Here is a 23,558-nt window from a genome sequence, read left to right as displayed (position 1 = left end):
TATGGAATATTTTACGAATCGTATCATTATCTTTCTAATCATACTTGTTTTCTATTCATGTGAATGGAAAACAAGTACCCCCGAGAAGTATTTGAATAAAAATGAGGTTTCAAAGGGAAAATACAAAGAAGATGTCAAAAATTTAAAAGAACTTACTTTACATTTTTTGGACTCTATTGGAAACGTAACAAAACCAAAATCTAAGGTCTCTAATTTAGAGACTAGTATAGATACTATTTTTTATGGAAATGACAATAAGATTGTTTTTTTAGCAATTACTAAAATGTTTAACCCTTATGTTAAACTAAAAACAGGAGAGGAATATCAAGATGGAATTGATTATGATGGTGGCTGTTTTATAGGAAAGAAAGATAGTGTAAATGGCAATATTAAAATTATCTACAGAGTAAAGTATTCTGTTGGGTCCGATGAATCTGACGGGTATTTAAGGGTAAAAAATAAACTTGGAGAAATTTATTTTCGAGAAATGGAATACATTGACGGGAGATATAATATTAACGATATGAGATTTTGGGATAGCAAAGTTTGGGAAGAAGCAGAGATTATGAAGCAAAAATGGAAAAGCTATGAGGAAATGAAAAAGAAAAACCCAAAAAATGTTTACCCTCGTTAGGAAATAGCATCAATTTTTGAGTATGGGAAAAAGAATATTGTTTACTGTAGTATTGTTTTTAAAAGTCGTTTTTGGATTTGCTCAAAACGAAAATGAGAATATTCTCTATATTGTAGATTCGATTCCGATTATAGAAGAACCAAAAGAAGGCTTTGGTACTCTAACAGAGAACGAAATAGACAGAGTTGAAATGATCAAAGACAAAGCGAGTATTGAGTTAACAGGGTATAAGAATTTAGATAAGATAATATATGTTTTTACTAAAGAATATGCTCTTAGATCTGATAGCATAAAAGCCATTCCAACAACAAAATTGATGGTCAAAAAAAACGGAACATGGTACTTAAAAGGTGACAAAAATCCATATTCAGGCTTATTCATTGACTATTATTTGAACGGTAAAAAACAAGAAGAAGGTACACTTTCAAATGGAAGATTAATGGGAAAACGCTTAATGTACCATTTGAATGGAAAGGTGTCAGATGAGATTGACTACAATAGAGGAGTCACAAATGGTATGGAAAAACGTTTTTATGAAGATGGAACGTTAATGCAAAAAGGAGAGTATCAAAATGGTAAGGAGATTGGGGTTTGGGAGATGTACCACCCTAATGGGCAATTGAAACAACATTCAATTTTTGAAAATGGCAAACTGGAAGGAGAGTCTATTTCATATTATTCAACGGGTGAGTTAAAAGGCAAGAATCTATACAAAAATGGGGTCTATCAAAAAAATAAAATCAATGACAAAATATTTGAATTATACAATCAAGCACAATCATATTACAAGGAGGGGAATTTTAAATCAGCAATAAGAAAATATACAAAATGTATAGCTTTAAAACCAGACTTAGCAGATATGTATTTTGCAAGAGGTTCAGCAAAATTAAATAATTTGGAGTTTGATAAGGCAATTATAGATTTTAATAAGGCGATAGAAATAGAACCCTTCTATACTAATGCTTATTCAAATCGTGCCTTTGCACTTATTCGAAAATATGAATTTAATGATAGTCGTACCCTGTCTAAAAACAAAGGGGTGCATAACATTTTGTCGCGAAATAGTTATTTTTAAGGATTAACTTTTAAAAGCGACACCATTATGATTAGCGAAGAGGAATTTTTAGCCCAAGCCAAGAAGCGTTATCAAGCGATAGCAAAATTATCAAACATAAAGAGTTACTATGATTACGAAAAGACTTTTGATCAAATATGGACGGACTATGGTCGAGAGGTTTTAGAGAGAAGTATAAGCGAACCATCTAAAGACAGGCGTAAAAAAAACTTATCACGTTACGGAAAGATAGAGATTAACAACACTCATCCCTTTAGTGAAAAAGTCAATGGATTTAAGATAAGTCCCTATATGCAAGACAAAATGATTTATATTGGTCAAAACGATTGTTATGGAGATGGTCATGAAGTTTTATCGAATCTTCTAGGTGTTTCAGTCAATGCGATGCAGCTTTACAGAGTCACAGACTTTTATGGTGGTTTATTAGAGCAAGAAAAAGTATTGGAGGTTGATGCCGTTGAACCTGATATTCTTAAGGTAGATAACCAAGAGTGCATATATGCTATGGTCGATGGGTCGATGCTTTTCACTCGGGAAGAGGCTTGGAAAGAAGTAAAATTAGGCAGAATTTTTAAACAGAGTAGCTGTATGGACATATCAAATAAACGTGGATGGATACGCCATTCGTTGTATGAAGCATATTTAGGCAAAGCTGATAAGTTTACAGATAGAATGGATAGATACTTAGGCTGTTACAGGAGTATTGATAAGCGACTGATTTTTGTTGGTGATGGTGCTAGATGGATATGGAAATGGGTAGATCAACATTACCCTTTTGCCACACAAATATTGGATTGGTATCATGCTTTAGAACATTTACACGATTTTGCTAAGGTTTGTCTCTCTAATCAAGAGTCATATAACAGTTGGGTTGGTCAACAGGAGCAACTACTAAAAAACAGTCAAGTAAATCAAGTCATTGAGAATATCAAAAACTTAGAATTGACAAAGCAAAATCAACGTAAACAACAAAGCCAACTTATCACATATTATACCGAAAATAGGTCGCGTATGGACTATCAGCAATATCAAAATACAGGAGCAGGTATTATAGGATCTGGAGCCATAGAAGCAGCTAACAGGGAGGTTGTTCAAAAAAGAATGAAACTCTCTGGACAACGTTGGTCTAAAATTGGAGCTCAAAATATGCTCACATTAAGAACAACTAAACTGAGTGATAAATGGAACAAAGTAGTTAACCTAATCTGTACTGAGAAAAATAAAGCTGCTTAAAACGACAAAATGTTATGCACCCAAAAAAAGGATTTCAGGTAATTGCATCTAAAGAAGCTGATATCCCAAAATCGGATTTGGATATAATATGTAAATATCTAAATAAAGCGGTTTCTCTTGGTGATAAAAATTTTATGGTACTGGATGCAGTAAAAAAGTATTGTAAATAAATGTTTTGACTTTTATAAAAATGAACTGCAAAATGAAATCAACTAAAAAAAGCTCTTCAAAATAAAACCTGTCATCACATTTTTAATCGCATTGGTTTGGCTTGCCAACGGTTTATTTTGTAAAGTCTTAAATCTCGTTCCGAGACATCAAGAAATTGTTAGTAGAATTTTAGGGAGCGACAATGCCACTATATATACAAAATTGATAGGATTTTCTGAAATCATTATGGCAATTTGGATCATTAGTGGTTTTCGTTCAAGAGTAAATGTAATAATTCAGATTATTATAATAGCTATTATGAATATTTTAGAATTCATCCTTGTTCCAGATTTATTGTTATGGGGCAAATGGAATTCAGTTTTTGCGCTCTTATTTATTTTATTGATTTATTACAATGAATTTATTTTGAAATCAAAAATCGCTAAATCATAATGCTTCCATTTCTTAAAAATCATCCTTTTGCTGTAGAAGCATTTTTTGAAAGCTCTCTAGTACTAACATTTGCCATTCCAAAAGGAGAATTGCAAGGTCTTATCCCTGAATGTTTGCAGTTGGAGACATTTAAAGATAAATGGGTGTTCATTGCAGTAGCAATGGTGCAGACAAAAAACCTCCGCCCAAAAGGGTTTCCAAAATTTATGGGAAATGATTTTTTCTTAATTGGTTATCGTGTTTTTGTAAACTTTACTAATGTAAAAGGAAAGAAATATCGAGGGCTATACATTTTAAAATCTGAAACCAATAAAAAGAAAATGGAGTTCCTTGGAAATATGTTCACTCATTATAATTATGATACAACGGATATCGAAGTTACTTCCATTGATTATCATAGGCAGATAGAGTCTCATAAATCAGATTTTAGGATTGTGGTAAATGAAAATTCTGAAAACATCCCATTGCCAAAAGAATCACCTTTTACAGATTGGAAGGAAGCCAGAAAGTTTGCTGGGCCTTTACCTTTTACTTTCACCTATAATGAAAAAAATAAAAAGGTTCTCATTATTCAAGGTGTTCGTCAAAATTGGAAACCAAAACCTATTAAAGTAGTGGACTATAAAATTTCATTTTTGAAAACTCTTAATCTTGTTAACCCTATATTAGCAAACGCATTCATCATTAATAACATCACTTATTCTTGGAAAAAAGGGAGATATGAAACATGGAACTAAGAAAACCATTTCAGGGTGTTTGGAATATTATCCGTTTTAACTGGCATTTTTATGTCGTTGCTTTTGTAGTAATTTTTATTTCATTTTTAATTCTTCCAATGTTGAATGAAAATCTACAATTCATCGGAAATATTTTTGCCCTTACTATATTGATTACGATTCTTGCTTCATTAATTGTATCTTGGTATGTATACGATATTTCGGGATTTTATAAACTGAATTGGCTAGATATTGTTGATATTGAGAGAGGCTCTAAACTTATAAATATACATGCAGGCTTTGATGAGACAAGTAAATTGTTGAAGGATAGGTACCCAGACTGCGATTTACAAGTTTTCGATTTTTATAATCCAGAAGTTCATACCGAAATATCAATAAAACGAGCCAGAAAAGCATACCCTCCATTTCCTGAAACTAAATCAATAAAAACCAATAATTTAGAATTGATGGATAATTCTGTGGATGTGATATTTCTTATTTTTTCTGTTCATGAAATTAGAGATTTTAATGAAAGGTTACTATTTTTCAAGGAATTAAAAAGAATATTAAAACCGTCGGGAAAAATGATAGTTACAGAACATTTGAGAGATATTCCTAATTTCATGGCTTATACAATAGGCTTTTTTCATTTTTTCTCTTTAGAAAACTGGTTGAAGATTTTTGCTCAATCAAATTTTAAAATTGAAAAACAAATAAAGACCAGCCCGTTTGTAAATAACTTTGTTTTGAAATAATTATGGAAACTCATCTTAAAGTAGCTGGAACATTATTAGTTATATTGGCATTGATACACTTTATTTTTCCAAAATATTTTAAATGGGAAAAAGAGTTTAATTCTTTAAGCTTGATAAATAAGCAGATGACTTATGTTCATACCTTTTTTATTGCATTTATTGTCTTTTTAATGGGATTATTATGTTTAACTTCATCAAAAGATATTATTGGAACGGCTTTAGGAAATCGCATAGCACTAGGATTAGGTGTTTTTTGGTTGTTACGTTTGGGAATACAATTTTTTGGTTATTCTTCAGAGTTATGGAGAGGGAAGACATTTGAGACTTTAATTTTAGTACATGACAAAAAATATAATTAATTGATTATCAGTAAATTAAATGTTAAATAATTAAAATAAAGCATTGATTTTCAGTATATTAGAAGAATAACATCACTCATTTTTCTAATGAAAAAAACCAATGCTTCCACTAAAAGTAGTGAATTAAATTCAGTTTTAAGTTCTCATTTCCAAGGTAAGATCAATTTGGCAAGAATCAAACTCATATCACATTTCATTATCGCCCTCTGTAAGGTACAGACAGTTACCTTTGAAAAGGTAGCCAACGCTTTTGAGACCTCAGTAGATTCGAAGTCATCACTCAGACGTATTCAAAGATTTATTGCTGATTATTCGTTGGATGGAGATTTGATCGCTCGTCTTATATTTAGTCTCCTTCCTAAGCAAGAGGGATTGATCTTGAGTATTGATAGGACCAATTGGAAGTTTGGTCAGACCAACATCAACATTTTTAAGTTGGGAGTTGTCTATAAAGGTGTTGCCTTCCCATTGTTATTTACTATGTTAGATAAGCCAGGGAACTCTAACAGTCAGGAGCGTATTGATCTTGTGAATCGTTTCATAAGACTTTTTGGCAAAGATGTTATTAAATCCATTGTAGCCGATAGAGAGTTTGTAGGTAATCATTGGTTGGATTTCTTGAATACAAATGGAATCAAATATTATATCCGCATTCGAAACAACTTTAAGGTAGAGCTTCCTGATAAGAACAAAACCATCAAAGTATTTCACTTGTTTAATCCACATAAGATCAATGAGTTTGTGTATTATCCTAAAATTGTACGTGTTAATGGTCAGCTTTGTTTCCTTTCCGGATGCAAGTTGTACCCAAAAAATGGAAAGCCTGATTTCTTAATCATTGTATCGTTCAACGCTCCTGATAAGGCCTTTGAACAATACAAAGAACGATGGCAGATAGAGATGTGTTTTAAAGCAATGAAAGCCAGTGGCTTTGATATTGAAAACACACACCTGCAAGATATTAAGCGTATTGAAAAATTAGTACTGCTTGTAATGATGGCTTTCGTATGGTGTTACAAAGTTGGTATATATTTACATCAGATTAAGCCTATCAAAATAAAAAAGCATGGAAGAATGGCTAAAAGCATATTCAAATATGGATTAGATTATATCGCTTCTGTGCTATTAAACCCTGTAAATCAAAACAATATGAACTTGACTAAATTTTTGTCATGTACTTAGGACTTTAATACATATTATTTTTTCTTTGATGTGGTTTTATTTTACAATCATCTTTTTTAACATCTATTGGAAATGGATTTAACTCAATAGGTTTGTAAATGAATGTGGTCATCATGTCTAACGGCACGACAACCATGAAACCTTATCTTATTATTTGTTAAACCCCATTCTGTTTTTTAAATGAGGTTCAATAAATATTTTCTGTGTACTATTTTCTCGCAATAAATATTGAATTAATGATTTAGTTCTATTTTGATCAAAAATCATTTCACTTTTATTCCATTGAGGAACTACCTTTCCTAAAAAACTATATTGCCAGTAGCCTTTATCTTTACAATTTTTAGGAGCATTGTATTCTCCTGTTTTTGGTTCTTCAAAAACTCCATATCCCATAAATGACGCGGCAGTTTTATTTAGTTCATTTCCCTGTTGGCTCTTATAAAAAAATGCCAAATCAACTTTTTTCCCATCATTATGACTTAAGTGAGGAAGTAATGGGAATCCATTATAAAATGGAAAATTTGCATCTAAATAACTAATAATCGTATTGGGATACTTTTGCTCCATCTTGTTAGCAACATTTTGTAGGCTATTTTTTAATGTGGCATTTACATAATGCCTGTTTAATATACAGGTCATTATATTTAATGGTTTTAGGTTTTTACTTGAAAATATGGGCAAGGCTTCTCTTCCATAAGATTTTGCTATTCTTGGAACAAGAATAAAACTACCTAAAGAATAGAAAATTAAAAATAGACCTAAGAGTACCATTTTTCTACGGTTAATACTTAGATTTTTTAAAACAAAAGGTCTTAAAATTAATGCTATCAAATAAAGTAACCCTCCTACTTGTGTGACTATAGTAAGAAAAGCAATTAGAATGATATGCAATATTATTTTTAAAAGCTTCATGTACATCAAGAACGTAAAAATAGGCTTTAAATTTTCAACTCTCACTTTTCAAAAAATTTAAAATCAGTTACAGTATTTCTAACAACCAAGAGACCTACCCCCTCACATTTAGGACACGGTTCAAATAGCCCAAGCCACAAACCAGTTTAGAAACCCCGTCATCAATGGGTTGTACTGGTTTGTGCTACACCTTGGAAACTTGTGTGTAAGAACTGCTCTGGGCAGTTCTACTTTGGTGATGGGCTTTTTGGTTGGTACTTACTTTACACGCCACTTCGTACTTACTATACTTAACTTACCTATGAAAATTCCAAGCAATAAATTAGAAATTTATACGCAAGGCGTTTTTGTTGTGCTTGTTCAAGTCGTCATTTTTTGGGTCAACGACAATTTATGGGGATTGATTATTTTAGATGCATAAAAAAAGACGATGCATTTAGAATTATTAGCATCTATCCTCCCTCAAGATTTATTACTTCATTTTGATATTGTATTTTTTGAAGAATTAGGAGATATTTCAGTTAAAAAGGATGCTTTTCACATTTATTTAGAAGAGAAGAATATTCTACCAGAGGGTTACTCAAAGGGTAATTATGAGTCCAAAGGTTTTATTAGCAGTAAACAGATTCAAGATTTTCCCATACGCGGTAAAGCAGTTTATCTACATATAAAAACAAGACGATGGCGAGATAAGAAGACTAAAAAGGGAGCGATTAAAAATGATTATTCATTCATTGCAGAAGGTTCTAAATTAACGTCAGAACTTTCTGATTTTTTAAAAGCTACAGGTAGAGGCCCGAGAAGATACGATCAGTAATATAGCGAGTTATTACGGTATTTACCCACGAACTTTACAACGCCATTATAAGAAACAGATAAGTGGGTTTGATAGTTGGAATCAAAAGCCCCATTGTGAAGATTATCTTATTTATCCGAAGAATATAGGAGAGTATTTAAGTCTTGATGAAGTAAGTCTATCTAAAGGTGAACTTTATACCTATTTGACCAACAAGAACGCACGAAGTAAACAAGGAACTTTAGTGGCTTGTGTAAAAGGAATTAAAAGTGATGATATTATTACTGCTATTGAAAGAATACCCTTAGAACAACGCAAACAAGTCAAAGAAGTAACTTTAGATATGGCAAATAATATGAATTTAACAGCTAAGATTTGTTTTCCAAATGCTAAAATTGTTACCGATAGATTTCATGTGGTAAAACTGGTAACAGAAGCTTTACAGCATGTTAGAGTACAGCATCGGTGGAAAGCAATAGAAGATGAAAACAAAGCCATTGAAGCTGCTAAAAAAGCAAGGAAGAAACACAAACCCATAGTGCTATCTAATGGTGATACAAAAAAGCAACTTTTGGCTAGAAGTAGATATATTTTAGCTAAAAAGACAAACGATTGGACACCTAATCAAAAACAAAGAGCAGAATTATTATGTAATCTTTATCCAAACATCCAACAAGCCTATAAACACACTTTAGAATTTAGAAGCATTTATCAAGAAAAATGTAAAGTAAAAGCCAAACAACGATTTGAACATTGGTTTGAGGATACAGAAAAATTGGAATTTAAAAATTTCAATACAGCAATGAACAGTATTAAACATCATTTTAATACCATCTTAAACTTTTTTTACAATAGGAATACAAATGCAAATGCAGAGTCTTTTAATTCAAAAATAAAACTCTTTAGAGCCAATCAAAGAGGCGTAAGAGATACACAATTTTTCCTCTTTAGACTTGAAAAATTATTCGCTTAATACCCATAAAATTTACTTGAGCCCAAAAAAGTTCGACACCCGAAGAAAATTTTCAACCGGAATAACCTGTTGGTTTTGAGGATTTAAAATTTTCTAGAAAGTAGAAATTTGAAGTCAAATCAATTTTAATACGGAATATATCACTATTTTGCAAAGGTCTCATAGTGAATATTTGCAATTAAAATTTCTTATTTTCGTCAATAAAAACAGATTACTTTATGGACATAAAGTTTAACAAAAATGAAGATCACAATAAGCTATTACTTTCTGATTTAAAAAAAAGAATAGCTAAAGTGAAATTGGGAGGAGGGCAGAAAAGTATTGATAAACATCATTCAAAAGGAAAACTTACTGCGAGAGAAAGAATTGATTATCTTTTAGATGCCAATACAAATAGTGTTGAAATAGGTGCTTTTGCGGGAGAAGAAATGTACCCTGAGCATGGAGGTTGTCCTTCGGGGGGAGTTATTGTTAAGATTGGATATGTACAAGGAAAGCAATGTATTGTGGCGGCAAATGATGCCACAGTGAAAGCTGGTGCCTGGTTTCCTATTACAGGAAAAAAAAATCTGCGGGCCCAGGAAATTGCCATAGAAAACAGATTACCTATTATTTATTTGGTGGATAGTGCCGGTGTATATTTACCGCTTCAGGATGAAATTTTTCCGGATAAGGAACATTTTGGAAGGATTTTTAGAAATAATGCGGTGATGAGCAGTTTAGGAATTACTCAGATTGCTGCGGTCATGGGGAGCTGTGTAGCCGGTGGTGCCTATTTGCCCATTATGAGTGATGAGGCACTCATTGTAGACAAAACAGGAAGCATATTTTTAGCGGGGAGTTATCTTGTAAAAGCAGCTATTGGTGAGTCTATCGACAATGAAACATTAGGAGGTGCCACCACTCACTGTGAAATATCCGGTGTTACGGATTATAAGGCAAAAGATGATAAGGATGCTTTGAACAAAATTAAAAATATAGTGAGTAAGATTGGTGATTTTAATAAAGCGGGTTTTAATAGAATAGCCCCTCAAAAACCAAAGGAGAAAGAAGAAGATATTTTTGGTATTCTACCATTAGCTCGCCATGAACAGTATGATATGAAAGAAATTCTAAGGCGATTAGTGGATGATTCCGAATTTGATGAATATAAAGAAAGATATGGAAAGACCATTATAACGGCATATGCAAGAATTGACGGTTGGGCTGTTGGTATTGTTGCCAATCAGCGTAAAATAGTAAAAACTAAAAAAGGAGAAATGCAATTTGGTGGCGTTATTTATTCCGATGCTGCTGACAAAGCGACCCGATTTATTGCTAATTGCAACCAGAAAAAAATTCCACTCGTTTTTTTACAAGATGTCACCGGATTTATGGTGGGCTCAAAATCCGAACATGGAGGGATTATAAAAGATGGGGCAAAAATGGTAAATGCCGTAAGTAACTCTGTTGCGCCCAAGTTTACCGTTATTATAGGCAATTCTTATGGTGCCGGCAATTATGCCATGTGTGGAAAAGCATATGATCCGAGGTTGATTGTTGCTTGGCCAAGTGCAGCATTAGCAGTAATGAGTGGAAATGCTGCAGCAAAAGTATTGTTACAAATAGAAACGGCCGCTTTAAAAAAGAAAGGAGAAGAAATTACCGAAAAAAAAGAGTTAGCCTTATTCAATCAAATTAAATCTCGTTATGACAAACAAATTTCTCCGTACTATGCCGCTGCAAGACTCTGGACAGATGGAGTGATTAATCCGCTAGATACAAGAGTTTGGATTTCCATGGGTATTGAAATGGCAAATCATGCTCCTGTTGAGAAAAAATTCAACCTGGGTGTAATTCAGGTTTGACAAATCATAAAGGAAATGCCTGACATGGTTACTTACTTATAAAAATAATTGAATTAAAACACTAAAAATCAACTAATTATGGGAAGAGCATTTGAATTTCGAAAAGCGAGGAAAATGAAACGATGGTCTGCGATGGCCAAAACGTTTACCAGGATTGGGAAAGATATTGTAATGGCTGTAAAAGAAGGTGGGCCAAATCCTGATATCAACTCAAGATTGAGAGCCGTTATTCAGAATGCAAAGGCAGCTAATATGCCTAAAGATAATATTGAAAGAGCCATTAAAAAAGCTTCCGATAAGGATGCTGCTAACTATAAAGAAGTGTTGTTTGAGGGCTATGCCCTGCATGGCATTGCTGTTTTAATTGAAACGGCTACTGACAATAACAATAGAACCGTTGCGAATATCAGAGCTGCTTTCAATAAATACGATGGAAATTTGGGAACTTCGGGCTCCGTTTTTTTTATGTTTGACCATACTTGTAATTTTACAGTAAAGAAAGAAGATATTTCTATGGACATGGAAGCATTGGAATTGGAATTGATTGATTTTGAAGTAGAAGAAGTTTTTGACGATGATGAAGGAATTATCATTTATGCTCCGTTTGAACAGTTTGGAGCCATTCAATCTTACTTTGAAGAACATAACATCGCCATCATATCTTCCGGTTTTGAAAGAATTCCTACTATCACTACTAAGATTTCCGAAGAAGCGCAGGCAGATGTGGAAAAATTATTAGAACGCCTGGAAGAAGATGACGATGTCCAGCATGTATATCATTCGATGGAGGTTTGATGCTTTGTTAAAGATGCCTAGCCTCAAAATGAAATATAAACCTAAAAAAGATCGACTCTATATTTAGGATGTACACTCTAAAAGTTTCAAACATTAAAAGGTATAAGGCAAACGCATTAAACTTTTTAAAAACCCTATTGATATGTAATGTTCTTAATTCATTGAGATTCAGTTAGTTATTAGTTGTTTATGTTATTGATTGTTTGTATATTATACTGATAATCAATAATTTAATAGTTTTGAAAACAACAAACAAACTAAAGACCATATTCGGTCAAATTCCTGATTTTAGACGCACCCACAAGCAACTTTACGATTTAGAGAGCATCCTTCTTATCGGGATAATTTCAGTTATTTGTGGTGCAGATTCATGGAATGAAAAGGAAGACTATGCCTATTCAAAAGAAGATTTTTTACGCTCTTTTTTAGATCTACCCAATGGCATACCTTCTCACGACACTTTTAATCGTGTATTCTCTAATATTGATAGTGTAGAATTTGAAACATGTTTTATACAATGGGTTAGTATGTTAGCTAAACTGCAACCCAAAGAAGTAATTGCTATTGATGGTAAAACCATTAGAGGGGCTAAGGCATCTGGTAAAAAATCCCCTGTACATATGGTAAGCGCTTGGGCAAATGAAAACAACTTAGTTTTAGGGCAGGTAAAGACCCATGAAAAATCTAATGAAATTACTGCAATTCCAGAATTACTAAAAGTGTTATCTATTAAAGATACTATTGTAACTATTGATGCTATGGGATGTCAGACAGATATAGCTACTGCCATTGTTGAAAAACAAGCGGACTATATTTTAGCTGTAAAACAAAATCAAGCACAATTATATCAAAATATTGAAGATGAATTTAGATTTGGTGAAAATATAGCAACCTCTATAAGTGAAGAACTAAACCATGGAAGGATAGAAACCCGAAAATGCAGTGTTATGACAAACTTTCAATGTATTCCACCGGATAATAAATGGGATAGTCTTACTGCTATGGTTAAAATAGAAAGCAAGCGTGAATTTAAAAACTCTGATAAACCAATAGAAACAGCTACACGCTATTATATATCTAGCACAAAGGCTAAGCCTAAAGATTTTCAAAAAGCCATACGTTCACATTGGGGTATTGAAAATAAACTGCATTGGACCTTAGATGTTGCATTCGAAGAAGATGCTTCTAGAAAAAGAAAAGATAATGCTGCGCAAAACTTTTCTATTCTAAACAAAATTGCGCTTAATCTTCTTAAAAATGAAAAATCAGCTAAAGTTGGTGTCAAAAGCAGGAGATTAAAGGTTGGATGGAATAATCACTACCTTATTAAAGTACTTAATCTTATCAAAGTTTAATGCCTTTGCCCTGTTAAAAGGTATTAGAATTTAGAGACCTTTGCAAAATAAGTGATATATTCCGTATTAAAATTGATTTGACTTCAAATTTCTTCCTTCTAGAAAATTTTCTTCGGGTGTCGAACTTTTTTGTCAAATCAACTCTGCAAAGGTCTCATTTAATTAACAAAAAAGTCATCATTTTTCCGCATATTTGTTGCGTATGAAAATTTATCCCATAGAAACCGGAAATTTTAAGTTAGACGGAGGGGCTATGTTTGGTGTTGTACCCAAAACCATTTGGCAAAAAACAAACCCCGCAGATGCCAATAACTTAATTTCCATGAGTATGCGGTGTATGCTGATTGAAAATGGAAATTCCCTCATTCTGATTGATACGGGCTTGGGTTCTAAACAAACAGATATATTTTTTGGATACTATTTTTTGTTTGGAGATTTTTCCTTAGATACTTCCCTGGCAAAACACGAATTTCACAGAGAAGATATAACAGATGTATTTTTAACACATTTACACTTCGATCATTGCGGAGGAGCCATTCAGTGGAACCAAACCAAAACAGGGTATGAGCCCGCTTTTAAAAATGCCCGGTTTTGGAGTAATACAAACCATTGGCAGTGGGCTGTAAATCCCAATCCGAGGGAAAAAGCCTCGTTTTTAAAAGAAAATATTCTGCCTATTGAAGAAAGCGGACAACTTCATTTTATTAAACCGGGTGAAAACGCACTGGGGTTTGATGTATTATACATGGATGGTCATACGGAAAAACAAATGCTGCCAAAAATAACCTATCAGGGTAAAACATTGGTTTTTATGGCAGACTTATTACCAACTACCGGACATATACCCTTACCTTATGTGATGGGCTATGATACAAGGCCATTGATAACCATACAAGAAAAAGAAGCTTTTTTGAATGAAGCTGCAGAAAAAGAATATTTCTTGTTTTTGGAACACGATGCCGATACGGAAATTTGCACGGTTCAAAAAACAGAAAAAGGAGTCAGACTAAAAGAAACATATAAATTTAATGACATTTTTAACTAGAGCAATTATGAAAACCATAAAAACATTAGTATATATATCCGTAGGGTTATTTTTATTAGCCGGGTGTAAAACGATAAATACCCTTGCTGTACCCGAAGGGAATCCGATACCCATAAATGCAGTGGGTAAGAAAACCGCATTAACGGAACATCAAAAACAGGGTTGGGGGCATTTGGATTTGATAAAAGACTCTATCCCCGGAATAAGCTTGGAGAAAGCATACCAATTTGTTGAAAATAAAAAAGGGACAACCGTTATTGTAGCAGTCGTAGATTCGGGAACAGATTTAATGCATGAAGATCTGGCAGATGTAGCATGGACAAACCCAAAAGAGAAGGTGGGAAATGGAATTGACGATGATAAAAACGGATATACAGATGACGTATATGGGTGGAATTTCCTGGGTGGAATTTATAAGGAGAACGCGGAACTGTACCGAATCATTAAAAACCCAAAACTCGTTGATGAAGCCACATATCAAAAAGCAAAAGCAGCATATGATAAAAAAGTGGCAGATGCTTCTCAAAACAAGTTGAGATATGGCCGAATTTTACAAGCGGTAACCTTTGCGGATGACAATATCTCTAAAAAATTAGGAACCAAAGCATACAAAAAAGCAGATTTGGCTAACATTGACACCTCGGATGAACAAATGGCAAAAAGTGCAGACATTGCCAATCAGATGTTTGATTTTGGCCTGTCTTCTATGCAAGAAGCTATAGACGAACTTACTTCATTAGTGTCCGAAGCAGAAGATATTCTCGCCGGAACAGTACTTAAAAAAGACTATAGAAGTGTATTGAATGATGATGAAAACTCTATGGAAACAAAATTCTACGGGGATAACAAATCGGGACATTCGGAGAAAAAAGAATCACACGGAACACACGTTTCGGGAATTATAGGAGCAACAAGAAATAACCAAATTGGGATGAATGGCGTTGCAAAGAATGTTAAAATTATGGCTGTACGCGTCGTTCCCGACGGTGATGAATACGATAAAGATGTTGCCCTTGGAATCCGATATGCGGTAGCTAATGGAGCCAGAGTAATCAATACCAGTTTCGGTAAAGGATACTCTCCAAAGAAAGAGTGGGTATATGAAGCCATCAAATACGCAGAAAAAAAAGATGTGTTAATTGTAAATGCCGCAGGAAATTCAGGTAAAAATATTGATATGGATATAAGCTACCCTAATGATGCACCCGACATGAAAAATGAAATCGCCGGCAATTTTTTAACCGTTGGAGCGATAAGCTACCACTACAATGAAAAATTACCGGCTTCATTTACAAATTACGGGAAAATAAATGTAGACATATTTGCTCCCGGTGTTGAAATTTATTCGACTACTCCGGAAAGCGAATATGAATTCAATAGCGGAACTTCTATGGCTTCTCCTGCCACAGCAGGAGTTGCAGCAATGATAAGGTCCTACTATCCGGATTTATCAGCAAGTCAGGTAAAGAAAATCATCATGAATTCGGGAACAAAAGTAGATATAGAGGTCATAAAACCGGGTTCCGTTTCCGCAGCATACCCCGGAGGAGAAAAAGTACATTTTTCAGAGCTATCGGTATCAGGAAGAATTGTAAATGCTTACAATGCTTTAAAAATGGCAGCTAAAATGGTTCATGGGAAGTAATTACCAAATCAATTGACAATGAAGAAAATAATCATCTTATTATTAGCGATTGCGTTTATCGTTTCTTGTGCAACTACAAGAGAAAACACGTCGTCAACTGTACCTGGTTCAACAAGTACTACTTATTGGCAACAAAAAGCAGATTACACGATGGATATTGATATGGATGTAAATAAGTATCAATATAAAGGGATTCAAAAATTAATCTATACGAATAATTCCCCCGATGAACTAAAAAATGTATACTACCATTTGTATTTCAATGCCTTTCAGCCAAATTCCCAAATGGACGTTCGTTCCAGAAATATCATTGATCCGGATAGCAGAGTTAAAGACAGGATTAGTAAATTATCACCATCCGAAATAGGTTTTATAAATGTAAATTCTCTAAAGCAAAATGGCAAAGCAGTCAGCTATAAAACCGTAGGAACTATTCTGGAGGTAAAACTAAATCAACCTATTAAACCCGGAGAGGGCGTAACCTTTGACATGGTTTTTAACGCCCAGGTACCCGTACAGATTCGTCGTTCAGGAAGAAATAATAAAGAAGGAATTGCATTGTCTATGACCCAATGGTATCCTAAAATGGCCGAATATGATTTTGAAGGTTGGCATACGCCTCCTTATATAGGCAGAGAGTTTCACGGTGTTTGGGGAGATTTTGATGTAACCTTACACATTGATAAAAACTTTGTAGTAGGCGGCACAGGATATCTGCAAAACCCCCAAGAAGTAGGTCATGGTTATGAAGATACATCAAAACCTCTGAATTTGCCGGCATCAGATAAATTGACCTGGCATTTTAAGGCTCCGGACGTGCATGATTTCACCTGGGCTGCAGATCCGGAATACAACCATGACATCTATAAGATGGATAGTGGAATTGACTTACACTTTTTCTATAAAAGAACATTAGATGCGGAATACATAGAAAACTGGAAAAAATTACAACCACATACAGCCGCGCTGATGAATTATTTCAGCACACATATAGGAGCCTATCCGTATAAGCAATACTCGGTAATTCAGGGAGGAGACGGCGGAATGGAGTACGCCATGTCTACACTTATTACCGGAAAAAGATCTTACGGAAGTTTATTTGGAGTTACAGCACATGAGCTGGCACATACTTGGTTTCAGTTTTTACTGGCAACTAATGAAAGTAAACACCCATGGATGGACGAAGGCTTTACTTCTTATATCGCTGCAAAAGCCGGTGATGAAATCCTGGGGGGAAATAGTGCAAATCCGCATACCGGTTCGTATAGAGGATATTATGCTATTGTATCCAGAGGAGTGGAAGAGCCGCTGTCTACTCATGCTGACAGATACCATACCAATTTAGCATATGGAATTGGAAGCTATAGTAAAGGTGCCATATTCTTATCTCAATTAGAATATATAATCGGTAAAGAAAATACGACGAAAACAATTAAAAAATATTTTAACGATTTTTGTTTTAAACATCCCACTCCTAATGACATTAAAAGATCTGCGGAAAAAGTTTCCGGCTTGCATCTGGACTGGTATTTAAATGAATGGACACAAACTACACACACCATAGATTACGGTATACAATCCGTAGACGGAACAGCCATTACATTGGAAAGAATTGGTCAGATGCCTATGCCTGTAGACGTGGAGATTACCTATGAAGATGGTACAAAGGAACATTTTAATATTCCACTGCGAATGATGCGAGGAAACAAACCAACAACGGCCACGGTTTTAGAAGACTGGCCCTGGGCACATCCGACGTATACCTTTAATACACATAAAGAAATAGAATCCGTAGCAATTGATCCGTCTAAATTAATGGCAGACGTCAATCAGGAAAATAACCGGTGGGAAATAGAATAAACTAAAAAGCTTTAATGAACTCATCTAAACTTTTTCAATTTCCTTCTAAAAAATGATTGAAATTTATTTAACCGGATGAGTTCGCTTTACAATTTTACGATTTTGAAAGTCCACTCCCTCGTGTGATTGCCTCATAGGTCAATTCGTTTACTAAAAATTTGGGAACAGGCGGACAGCTAAAACAAATTAACCCAACTTGGTTAATTTAAAATGACTATCCGATAGTTTGCACATTTTTTCCACTTGCATTCTAGCGCTGCCACTAACATCCTATCAAAGACAGAATCAAAGTATCTTCTGTTGAATTTATAGCAAAACTCATCAAGATAACTTTGTAGATAGTCACTTCCTATTGAGTGGTGTATGTCCGGTAGAAGCCTCTTTGCATTACTTCTTATGGCAATATGTACCCATGGCAGTATTTTATACCTATTATTGTATGGTAACATCGAAAGTTACGGTAATATCTGTTTCTCCTCCTGCGTCACTTAATCCCGTATTTGGTTTTGTGGGCTCATGGCGCAATGTAAAGGTCAGGGTACCTGTACCGGCAACGCCTGTAGTGAGTGTAAACATAGTTCCCAGAGGGTTTCCGTTTCCATCAAAATTAGTATAGGCAGTGGTTATATCCAGACCTGCTACAGTGTAAAAGAACTGATGTTCATTCGACTCTTGTTCAACCTCTTCGGTTACATTGCCTGGCGGAGTCTCAGTTTCATTAAGAAGTGCAATACTTCCGTTGTAAACAACTCCCGCAGACAGCGGTCCTGAAACCGTAACATCCGGAGCATTAGGGCCGTCCGCATCTAAGTCTTGGCTTTGTAATGTGATGGCTGTACCGCCACCTGCAGGGGTTAATATTACGGTAAGCGTCGTAATTACTTCTTCTTCATTAACGACCTGTGGAGTATCATTTTTTGAACACGATACAATTAGTAAAGCTGTAATAAATAATACATTTAAAAAATTTGTTTTTCTCATTTTGCTTGTTTTGATATAATTAATAATTGATTTTAAAACTCAATAGGAAGTTTCTTCCTAAGTCATCAGCGTAATACCGTAATCGGTTAAGGTAATCTCTGTAATTGGTATTCAGGATGTTATTAATGTTTGCGCCTATGGTAATCCATGAATTTTTGCTGATATTAAAGTCCACACTGGAGTTAACATTCAGGATATGGTATGCACCGGGAGGGGTGCTTACATCTACGGTTTCAAATGATCCCGTACCGGGAATAAAAACATCAAAGTTGTTGTCAGGGAATTCATTCTGTCTAAAAACATAAACACTTTGTAAAGCAATGCGCACATTATTGGCCTTCTCATTTTTATACACCATTTCACTGTTTATCCTAACCGGAGGCATCTGTATCAGAGGAAGATCACGGGTTCTGTCATAACCTTTTACAAGTGAGAATCTATGATATAGCCTGAGGTTTCCGGCTAGCTTATAAGATACGTCTATATCCAACCCTGCTAATAAGGCATCCGTTTGGCGATATTCCCATATCTGGAAATTTCCCCTTATTGTTTGCTGAACTCCTGTCGGCTCAATCACGATGAAATTGTGAATTATATTTACATAAGGATTTATAGAAACGCTAACATTTTCATTGTTATAGAGGAATGTTAATGAAATCTTATGAGCCGTTTCCGAACGAAACCTTAAATCTCCTAATTCAATTCTTGATGCGGAATGATGTAACCCTTCACTAAATAACTCTGACGGATTTGGAGATCGGGAAGCCAAAGAGTAATTCATATATACATCATAGTACTTTTTAAATGAGTACTTTATACCGGCAGTTGCGGAAAAATTATAAAAATTCAATTTGGGATTGGTCAAAATTTGATTGTTTAATTCTTGTACAACAATATGTGAAAAGAGGTCATCATAATTACGGGATTCCCAGAAAGAAGTTCTGTAAAATTTAAAAACATCCATATGATTATAATCAAATCGGCTACCCAATTCCGCCAGCCATTTTTCATTGAAACGATGGTCTAAAATTCCATAAACCCCTATATGGTATTTATAGTAGTCTGGAATTAACCTTCGAACTCCGGTATCGGGGTTTGCGAAATTATTTTGGTATCTCATCAATATCCCTGTTTTTAGATTTGAAGTTTCCGAAATGTTAGCATCTACATCAAATTTCAATGTATGTGTTTTGAGTTCTAAATCCAGAGAAGCATTATTTCTGTCATCTCCGCGCCTGATATCAAACTCTAACCTGTTATTAAACTGAAAATCGTATTGAAAACTTAATTTCCCTCTTGAGTTCATTTTTTTAAACCCGCTTAGCTTGACTAAATGATGGGTAACATCCTGCCCGGGGGCAGCTATGTTATATGTAAAGTCATTAATGATAAGCGGTTGCTGTTGATTGATAGCCAATACCTGATCTTCTGCGCCACCAATATGTGATGCCCTTAGAATACCTATATCGTTTTTAAACAGTGAATAATAGCCTTCTATTCCATAATTCAAACCATTAAAACCTATACTTAATGAAGCATTTTTTCCCTGAACACCTGTATTGCTTAGCGTATAATCCGGAGCCCGGGTATCTCCCAACCGTTTGTATGTGCCTTGGAATATGCCATGCCATCCGTTTTTATAGCTTTTTGTCAATTGAGCGGTTAACGAACCTCCCCGTCCGTTTGAAATTCCCGCAAACAGTGTTTTTCCATACAAACTGTCTTTCAGAGGTGTTTTGGAAATTTCAGAAACAATAACTCCTCCAATAGCATCTCCGCCATATTGCAAAGCGCCCGCTCCTTTTATTAATGTAATGCCTCCCGAAGAATTGATATCGATGTTTGGAGCATGCTCTGCGCCCCATTCCTGGTCTTCCATACGTACCCCGTTATTGATGGTAATAATCCGGCTACTGTGAAGACCGTTGATAATGGGTTTGACAATAGTATTTCCCGTATTCAAAGAAGAAACACCGGACAAATTGTTCAAAACATCACCAATTGATGCGCTGCTAAAACGCTCCAAATCTTTTTTTAAAACTCTATTTTCAAGCAAACTATGTGTCTTTTTTTTGTAAGATTTCCCTTTAACTATCACTTCATTAAGCTCTTGTATATGGTGTTCCAAACGAAACACTTTAGTAGTATTTCCCCTTATCTTAATACGGTATTGCTTTGTTGTACAAAGAGGATGAGATACACTAATGGTATATGTCTGATTGCAGAGGTTAGGAATGATAAAATTTCCATTTTCATCGGTCAGAACGATCTTTTCCGTATGGGCAATAGCAACCCGGGCCTCTACAAGTGGTGAACCATCGTGAAGATCTGTTACTTTACCGGAAAATGTATAATTACAATTTTGTGAAATGACTATATTGCCAAACAACAACAGCCATAATCCATATATTCGCATAAATCCTTATTTGCATTAAAAATGATTTTTAATTACATAAGAAAATAGGGAGGAGCTCTTAATGAGGTGTTAGATTTATAAAAAGCTTTTATGAAAGGTGTACTATACTGATTAGTACCCTTTTCAATTGTAACAGATGTTGAAGTAGCAACGGAAATGTTTAAATTAAAACCCAAAGGAGACGGGCAAAAATCACATATTTTACACTCCCGTTCGAGTTGGTGTAAATGACGGCCTTTGATATTGCATGAAATATCATGATGCCCTTCAAGCATATGAAAGAATTGAATAGAAACAGGTACTGCCAATGCCAAGAGAAGTAGCACTGATATAACGGATGAGTATAACTGTTTTTTGTAAATCAAAACGTTCAATTCTTAGCGCCAAAGATACAACTTTTGATGATTATACAAAAGTCTGTTTTGTCAGCATTTGTCATCCGTTGGGTATCTGACGTATCAAATGGTATTCCAAGGAGAAGACTGAAAACGAGTGTGAAAATGCGTATATTCATTTTGACATCTTGTTTTAGCTCCCATCATCGCTTTACATCTAAAGCGAGTCAGGAAGAAGTGAAACAAAATGTCTTGCAAGACAAGGACACCGTCAGGCTACCGAAGCTAGCATGTAGCTGTAACGTGAGGCTAAAGTAGAAGAGTTATCAATCAAAAAGAATTCATGAATTTTCACGAAAAGTCATGAAAAAAACGAATAGATGAAAGAAACAGTAACAGGAACAATACAGGAAGTAAAAAGTCTCATTTACATGCTAGCATATCTCAAAGCGAATCATTTTGAGACAAGTACTAAAATAGGAGACCCAGAACACAGAGAAATTGAATTGGCAATCGAGAAAATGTTTGGTAAGGATTCAAGCGTGAAAAAAAGTACTGTCTACAGGATTTGTTCATTTAGAGACCTACCCAAAAGAATAAGTCATAAGAGTCTAAATATTTTTACAGTTGGTGTTTTGAGGGTGATACCAATTATAATAATTTTACAGAGCTTGTTGAAGATTTAAATTGTCGAATGGATCAGATTGATTTGATTTCTGATACAGAAGCTGAATCCATTTTGGATAGACTTCACAAGAAAAGAGCTTTGGTAGTTCCAACTATGAAAACGCTTACTGCTGACCTAGGAGAGTTCCAAGTCTCTTATAGATTAGATGAGGGGTATATACAGAAATTAATTAAGACTGTTTCTATTGTAACAGGAGATATTGTGTCGAAGAGGGTAAAGGAAAACCCAAGAGAGTTTGGTATATACCCGACCAAGAAAATCTACAATAGGATTGTATTAAAAGAAGAAAGGCGACAAAGAAACATTGATGGCATTGTTGCTAAAGTCATTGAATTTGCCAGAGAGAAAGAAGGATCTGAGAATGCAGTTGGCCCAGACTGGATCATTGAATTTTTCAATATTGCTCAAGATTGTTCTCATGAGAATATGCAGTATTTATGGGCAAAACTTTTAGCTAGCGAAGTTGAAGAACCTAGTTCTATCTCAAGAAGAACATTATCTATTATTAAATTATTAATACATCAAGAAGCTAGAGTTTTTACCAAACTATGCAATTGCACCTGGACCTTTAAAGGAATAGGAGAATTCAAAGAAAAAGTATTAATAAAAGATATGTATTCAAATAGAGAGCAAGATGAAAAAGCTTGGAATTTTGATAGCTTTTTTATTCCTCATCTCTCTGCTATTGGATTAGTAGAAGAAACATGTAATTAAAGCTAGCAAAAGCATTGCACAACTGGAAATGGTAGTCTTAACCTTGGCAGGAAAAGAAGTATTTAACATATTACAACCTACACCAAATAATAAATATTATAAATTCTTAATTGAATATTTTAAAACAGAAAACCTTATCAGAAGTTAGGCATATAACTTATGCTTTTCTCTCATTTAATTTAAATAGATCGGACAAAGAAATATCAAAACCCTTGGCAATTTTTCTTAGGGTTTTTAATGTTGAATTATAACCTCGCTCAATTCTTTGTATCGCTGTTTTTTCAAGCTCTGCTCTTCTTGCTAGTTCTGATTGAGAAAGTTCATGTCGCTTTCTTAGCATTTTAATATGCTTTTCAAACATTTTAGCAAAATCTTTATCATTTAGTTCTTCCATAATTCTAACGATACTGAAAATGAAAGTAGAAGCTTTAAAAAAATATATTGGCAACGCAAACGTTGTCTTTACAAAATTTTTATTATGAACTCATCTTGACTTTTTGTTTTTAACCGAAAATGAGCTGAAATTTAACCAGATAAGGCGCTTTTTGAAAGCTATAGCAGCGCTATAGGTAAGAAAAGTAACGAAATATAGGTGAATTTCATTCATTTTTTAGGAAATAGAAAAAGTCAAGATGAGTT

The 23,558-nt window shown here is 34.4% G+C and carries 22 protein-coding genes and 2 pseudogenes; 19 read left to right on the top strand and 5 right to left on the bottom strand.

From position 1 onward, the window contains the following. Window position 1: 1 nt before the first annotated feature. The 9 genes from GKR88_02965 (at window position 2) to GKR88_02925 (ending at window position 6,557) form a co-directional block, all read left to right on the top strand. Window positions 2–634, top strand: coding sequence for a hypothetical protein (locus GKR88_02965; protein QMU63340.1), 633 nt, complete (start codon window positions 2–4; stop codon window positions 632–634). Window positions 635–656: 22 nt separating this feature from the next. Further along, entirely contained in the window at window positions 657–1,709 is a 1,053-nt protein-coding gene (locus tag GKR88_02960) for a tetratricopeptide repeat protein (protein QMU63339.1), read from the top strand. Between the two features lie 27 nt (window positions 1,710–1,736). Next, window positions 1,737–2,942: a hypothetical protein gene (locus GKR88_02955; protein QMU63338.1), complete on the top strand. Its 1,206-nt coding sequence runs from the start codon at window positions 1,737–1,739 to the stop codon at window positions 2,940–2,942. Between the two features lie 14 nt (window positions 2,943–2,956). Next, window positions 2,957–3,112, top strand: a complete 156-nt coding sequence (locus GKR88_02950; GenBank protein ID QMU63337.1) for a hypothetical protein — start codon at window positions 2,957–2,959, stop codon at window positions 3,110–3,112. A gap of 61 nt (window positions 3,113–3,173) precedes the next feature. Further along, a complete protein-coding gene (locus tag GKR88_02945) occupies window positions 3,174–3,545 on the top strand; it encodes a hypothetical protein (GenBank protein QMU66623.1) in 372 nt (123 codons plus the stop codon). Continuing rightward, window positions 3,545–4,282, top strand: coding sequence for a hypothetical protein (locus tag GKR88_02940; GenBank protein ID QMU63336.1), 738 nt, complete (start codon window positions 3,545–3,547; stop codon window positions 4,280–4,282). Before GKR88_02945 ends, GKR88_02940 begins: the two co-directional genes overlap by 1 nt. Next, window positions 4,273–5,016: a methyltransferase domain-containing protein gene (locus GKR88_02935; protein ID QMU63335.1), complete on the top strand. Its 744-nt coding sequence runs from the start codon at window positions 4,273–4,275 to the stop codon at window positions 5,014–5,016. The genes GKR88_02940 and GKR88_02935 overlap by 10 nt, the downstream gene beginning before the upstream one ends. A 2-nt stretch (window positions 5,017–5,018) precedes the next feature. Then, window positions 5,019–5,375: a hypothetical protein gene (locus GKR88_02930; protein ID QMU63334.1), complete on the top strand. Its 357-nt coding sequence runs from the start codon at window positions 5,019–5,021 to the stop codon at window positions 5,373–5,375. An 87-nt stretch (window positions 5,376–5,462) separates the two neighbouring features. Further along, window positions 5,463–6,557, top strand: a complete 1,095-nt coding sequence (locus GKR88_02925) for an IS4 family transposase (GenBank protein QMU63333.1) — start codon at window positions 5,463–5,465, stop codon at window positions 6,555–6,557. Window positions 6,558–6,640: 83 nt separating this feature from the next. Here the strand turns inward: GKR88_02925 and GKR88_02920 are convergent. Then, window positions 6,641–7,469: pseudogene (locus GKR88_02920) on the bottom strand (hypothetical protein). 430 nt (window positions 7,470–7,899) lie between these two features. Here GKR88_02920 and GKR88_02915 point away from each other — a divergent pair. The 8 genes from GKR88_02915 (at window position 7,900) to GKR88_02880 (ending at window position 17,785) form a co-directional block, all read left to right on the top strand. After that, complete coding sequence (locus GKR88_02915) at window positions 7,900–8,286, top strand: hypothetical protein (GenBank protein QMU63332.1); 387 nt, start codon at window positions 7,900–7,902, stop codon at window positions 8,284–8,286. A gap of 58 nt (window positions 8,287–8,344) precedes the next feature. Next, window positions 8,345–9,238: a DDE transposase gene (locus GKR88_02910; GenBank protein QMU63331.1), complete on the top strand. Its 894-nt coding sequence runs from the start codon at window positions 8,345–8,347 to the stop codon at window positions 9,236–9,238. 218 nt (window positions 9,239–9,456) lie between these two features. Continuing rightward, a complete protein-coding gene (locus GKR88_02905; protein ID QMU63330.1) occupies window positions 9,457–11,085 on the top strand; it encodes an acyl-CoA carboxylase subunit beta in 1,629 nt (542 codons plus the stop codon). 78 nt (window positions 11,086–11,163) lie between these two features. Next, window positions 11,164–11,880 (top strand): YebC/PmpR family DNA-binding transcriptional regulator, encoded by a 717-nt coding sequence (locus GKR88_02900; GenBank protein QMU63329.1) that lies wholly within the window; start codon window positions 11,164–11,166, stop codon window positions 11,878–11,880. Window positions 11,881–12,119: 239 nt separating this feature from the next. Continuing rightward, window positions 12,120–13,235 carry an ISAs1 family transposase gene (locus GKR88_02895; GenBank protein QMU63328.1) on the top strand — a complete coding sequence of 372 codons (1,116 nt, stop codon included), beginning with the start codon at window positions 12,120–12,122 and terminating at the stop codon, window positions 13,233–13,235. 202 nt (window positions 13,236–13,437) lie between these two features. After that, window positions 13,438–14,280, top strand: coding sequence for an MBL fold metallo-hydrolase (locus GKR88_02890; GenBank protein QMU63327.1), 843 nt, complete (start codon window positions 13,438–13,440; stop codon window positions 14,278–14,280). 7 nt (window positions 14,281–14,287) lie between these two features. Next, window positions 14,288–15,925 (top strand): S8 family serine peptidase, encoded by a 1,638-nt coding sequence (locus GKR88_02885; GenBank protein QMU63326.1) that lies wholly within the window; start codon window positions 14,288–14,290, stop codon window positions 15,923–15,925. Window positions 15,926–15,943: 18 nt separating this feature from the next. Next, window positions 15,944–17,785, top strand: coding sequence for a M1 family peptidase (locus tag GKR88_02880; GenBank protein QMU63325.1), 1,842 nt, complete (start codon window positions 15,944–15,946; stop codon window positions 17,783–17,785). Between the two features lie 200 nt (window positions 17,786–17,985). Here GKR88_02880 and GKR88_02875 read toward each other — a convergent pair. The 3 genes and pseudogenes from GKR88_02875 to GKR88_02865 form a co-directional block, all read right to left on the bottom strand. Beyond that, window positions 17,986–18,210, bottom strand: a pseudogene (locus GKR88_02875) (IS1595 family transposase). 7 nt (window positions 18,211–18,217) lie between these two features. Further along, window positions 18,218–18,766: a type 1 periplasmic binding fold superfamily protein gene (locus tag GKR88_02870; protein ID QMU63324.1), complete on the bottom strand. Its 549-nt coding sequence runs from the start codon at window positions 18,764–18,766 to the stop codon at window positions 18,218–18,220. Window positions 18,767–18,785: 19 nt separating this feature from the next. Continuing rightward, window positions 18,786–21,182 carry a TonB-dependent receptor gene (locus GKR88_02865; GenBank protein QMU63323.1) on the bottom strand — a complete coding sequence of 799 codons (2,397 nt, stop codon included), beginning with the start codon at window positions 21,180–21,182 and terminating at the stop codon, window positions 18,786–18,788. A 715-nt stretch (window positions 21,183–21,897) separates the two neighbouring features. On the opposite strand from GKR88_02865, the gene GKR88_02860 reads away from it, so the two are divergent. After that, window positions 21,898–22,203 carry a hypothetical protein gene (locus GKR88_02860; GenBank protein QMU63322.1) on the top strand — a complete coding sequence of 102 codons (306 nt, stop codon included), beginning with the start codon at window positions 21,898–21,900 and terminating at the stop codon, window positions 22,201–22,203. 8 nt (window positions 22,204–22,211) lie between these two features. After that, window positions 22,212–22,919, top strand: a complete 708-nt coding sequence (locus tag GKR88_02855) for a DUF2806 domain-containing protein (GenBank protein ID QMU63321.1) — start codon at window positions 22,212–22,214, stop codon at window positions 22,917–22,919. 157 nt (window positions 22,920–23,076) lie between these two features. Here the strand turns inward: GKR88_02855 and GKR88_02850 are convergent, their stop codons facing one another. Next, the gene (locus GKR88_02850) at window positions 23,077–23,313 is read right to left on the bottom strand and encodes a helix-turn-helix domain-containing protein (protein ID QMU63320.1); all 237 of its coding nucleotides are present in this window, start codon (window positions 23,311–23,313) and stop codon (window positions 23,077–23,079) included. Between the last annotated feature and the right edge of the window lie 245 nt (window positions 23,314–23,558).

The organism is Flavobacteriaceae bacterium, assembly GCA_014075215.1.
Classification (GTDB): domain Bacteria; phylum Bacteroidota; class Bacteroidia; order Flavobacteriales; family Flavobacteriaceae; genus Polaribacter.
This window is presented reverse-complemented; position numbering and strand designations above follow the sequence as displayed.

Bases quoted from the DNA above. Each gene is read 5' to 3' on its own strand.
- GKR88_02850 (QMU63320.1), bottom strand. From the start codon at position 23,313: ATGGAAGAACTAAATGATAAAGATTTTGCTAAAATGTTTGAAAAGCAT.
- GKR88_02900 (QMU63329.1), top strand. From the start codon at position 11,164: ATGGGAAGAGCATTTGAATTTCGAAAAGCGAGGAAAATGAAACGATGG.
- GKR88_02890 (QMU63327.1), top strand. From the start codon at position 13,438: ATGAAAATTTATCCCATAGAAACCGGAAATTTTAAGTTAGACGGAGGG.
- GKR88_02915 (QMU63332.1), top strand. From the start codon at position 7,900: ATGCATTTAGAATTATTAGCATCTATCCTCCCTCAAGATTTATTACTT.
- GKR88_02885 (QMU63326.1), top strand. From the start codon at position 14,288: ATGAAAACCATAAAAACATTAGTATATATATCCGTAGGGTTATTTTTA.
- GKR88_02940 (QMU63336.1), top strand. From the start codon at position 3,545: ATGCTTCCATTTCTTAAAAATCATCCTTTTGCTGTAGAAGCATTTTTT.
- GKR88_02905 (QMU63330.1), top strand. From the start codon at position 9,457: ATGGACATAAAGTTTAACAAAAATGAAGATCACAATAAGCTATTACTT.
- GKR88_02860 (QMU63322.1), top strand. From the start codon at position 21,898: ATGAAAGAAACAGTAACAGGAACAATACAGGAAGTAAAAAGTCTCATT.
- GKR88_02960 (QMU63339.1), top strand. From the start codon at position 657: ATGGGAAAAAGAATATTGTTTACTGTAGTATTGTTTTTAAAAGTCGTT.
- GKR88_02925 (QMU63333.1), top strand. From the start codon at position 5,463: ATGAAAAAAACCAATGCTTCCACTAAAAGTAGTGAATTAAATTCAGTT.
- GKR88_02935 (QMU63335.1), top strand. From the start codon at position 4,273: ATGGAACTAAGAAAACCATTTCAGGGTGTTTGGAATATTATCCGTTTT.
- GKR88_02930 (QMU63334.1), top strand. From the start codon at position 5,019: ATGGAAACTCATCTTAAAGTAGCTGGAACATTATTAGTTATATTGGCA.
- GKR88_02880 (QMU63325.1), top strand. From the start codon at position 15,944: ATGAAGAAAATAATCATCTTATTATTAGCGATTGCGTTTATCGTTTCT.
- GKR88_02855 (QMU63321.1), top strand. From the start codon at position 22,212: ATGGATCAGATTGATTTGATTTCTGATACAGAAGCTGAATCCATTTTG.
- GKR88_02950 (QMU63337.1), top strand. From the start codon at position 2,957: ATGCACCCAAAAAAAGGATTTCAGGTAATTGCATCTAAAGAAGCTGAT.
- GKR88_02865 (QMU63323.1), bottom strand. From the start codon at position 21,182: ATGCGAATATATGGATTATGGCTGTTGTTGTTTGGCAATATAGTCATT.
- GKR88_02955 (QMU63338.1), top strand. From the start codon at position 1,737: ATGATTAGCGAAGAGGAATTTTTAGCCCAAGCCAAGAAGCGTTATCAA.
- GKR88_02965 (QMU63340.1), top strand. From the start codon at position 2: ATGGAATATTTTACGAATCGTATCATTATCTTTCTAATCATACTTGTT.
- GKR88_02870 (QMU63324.1), bottom strand. From the start codon at position 18,766: ATGAGAAAAACAAATTTTTTAAATGTATTATTTATTACAGCTTTACTA.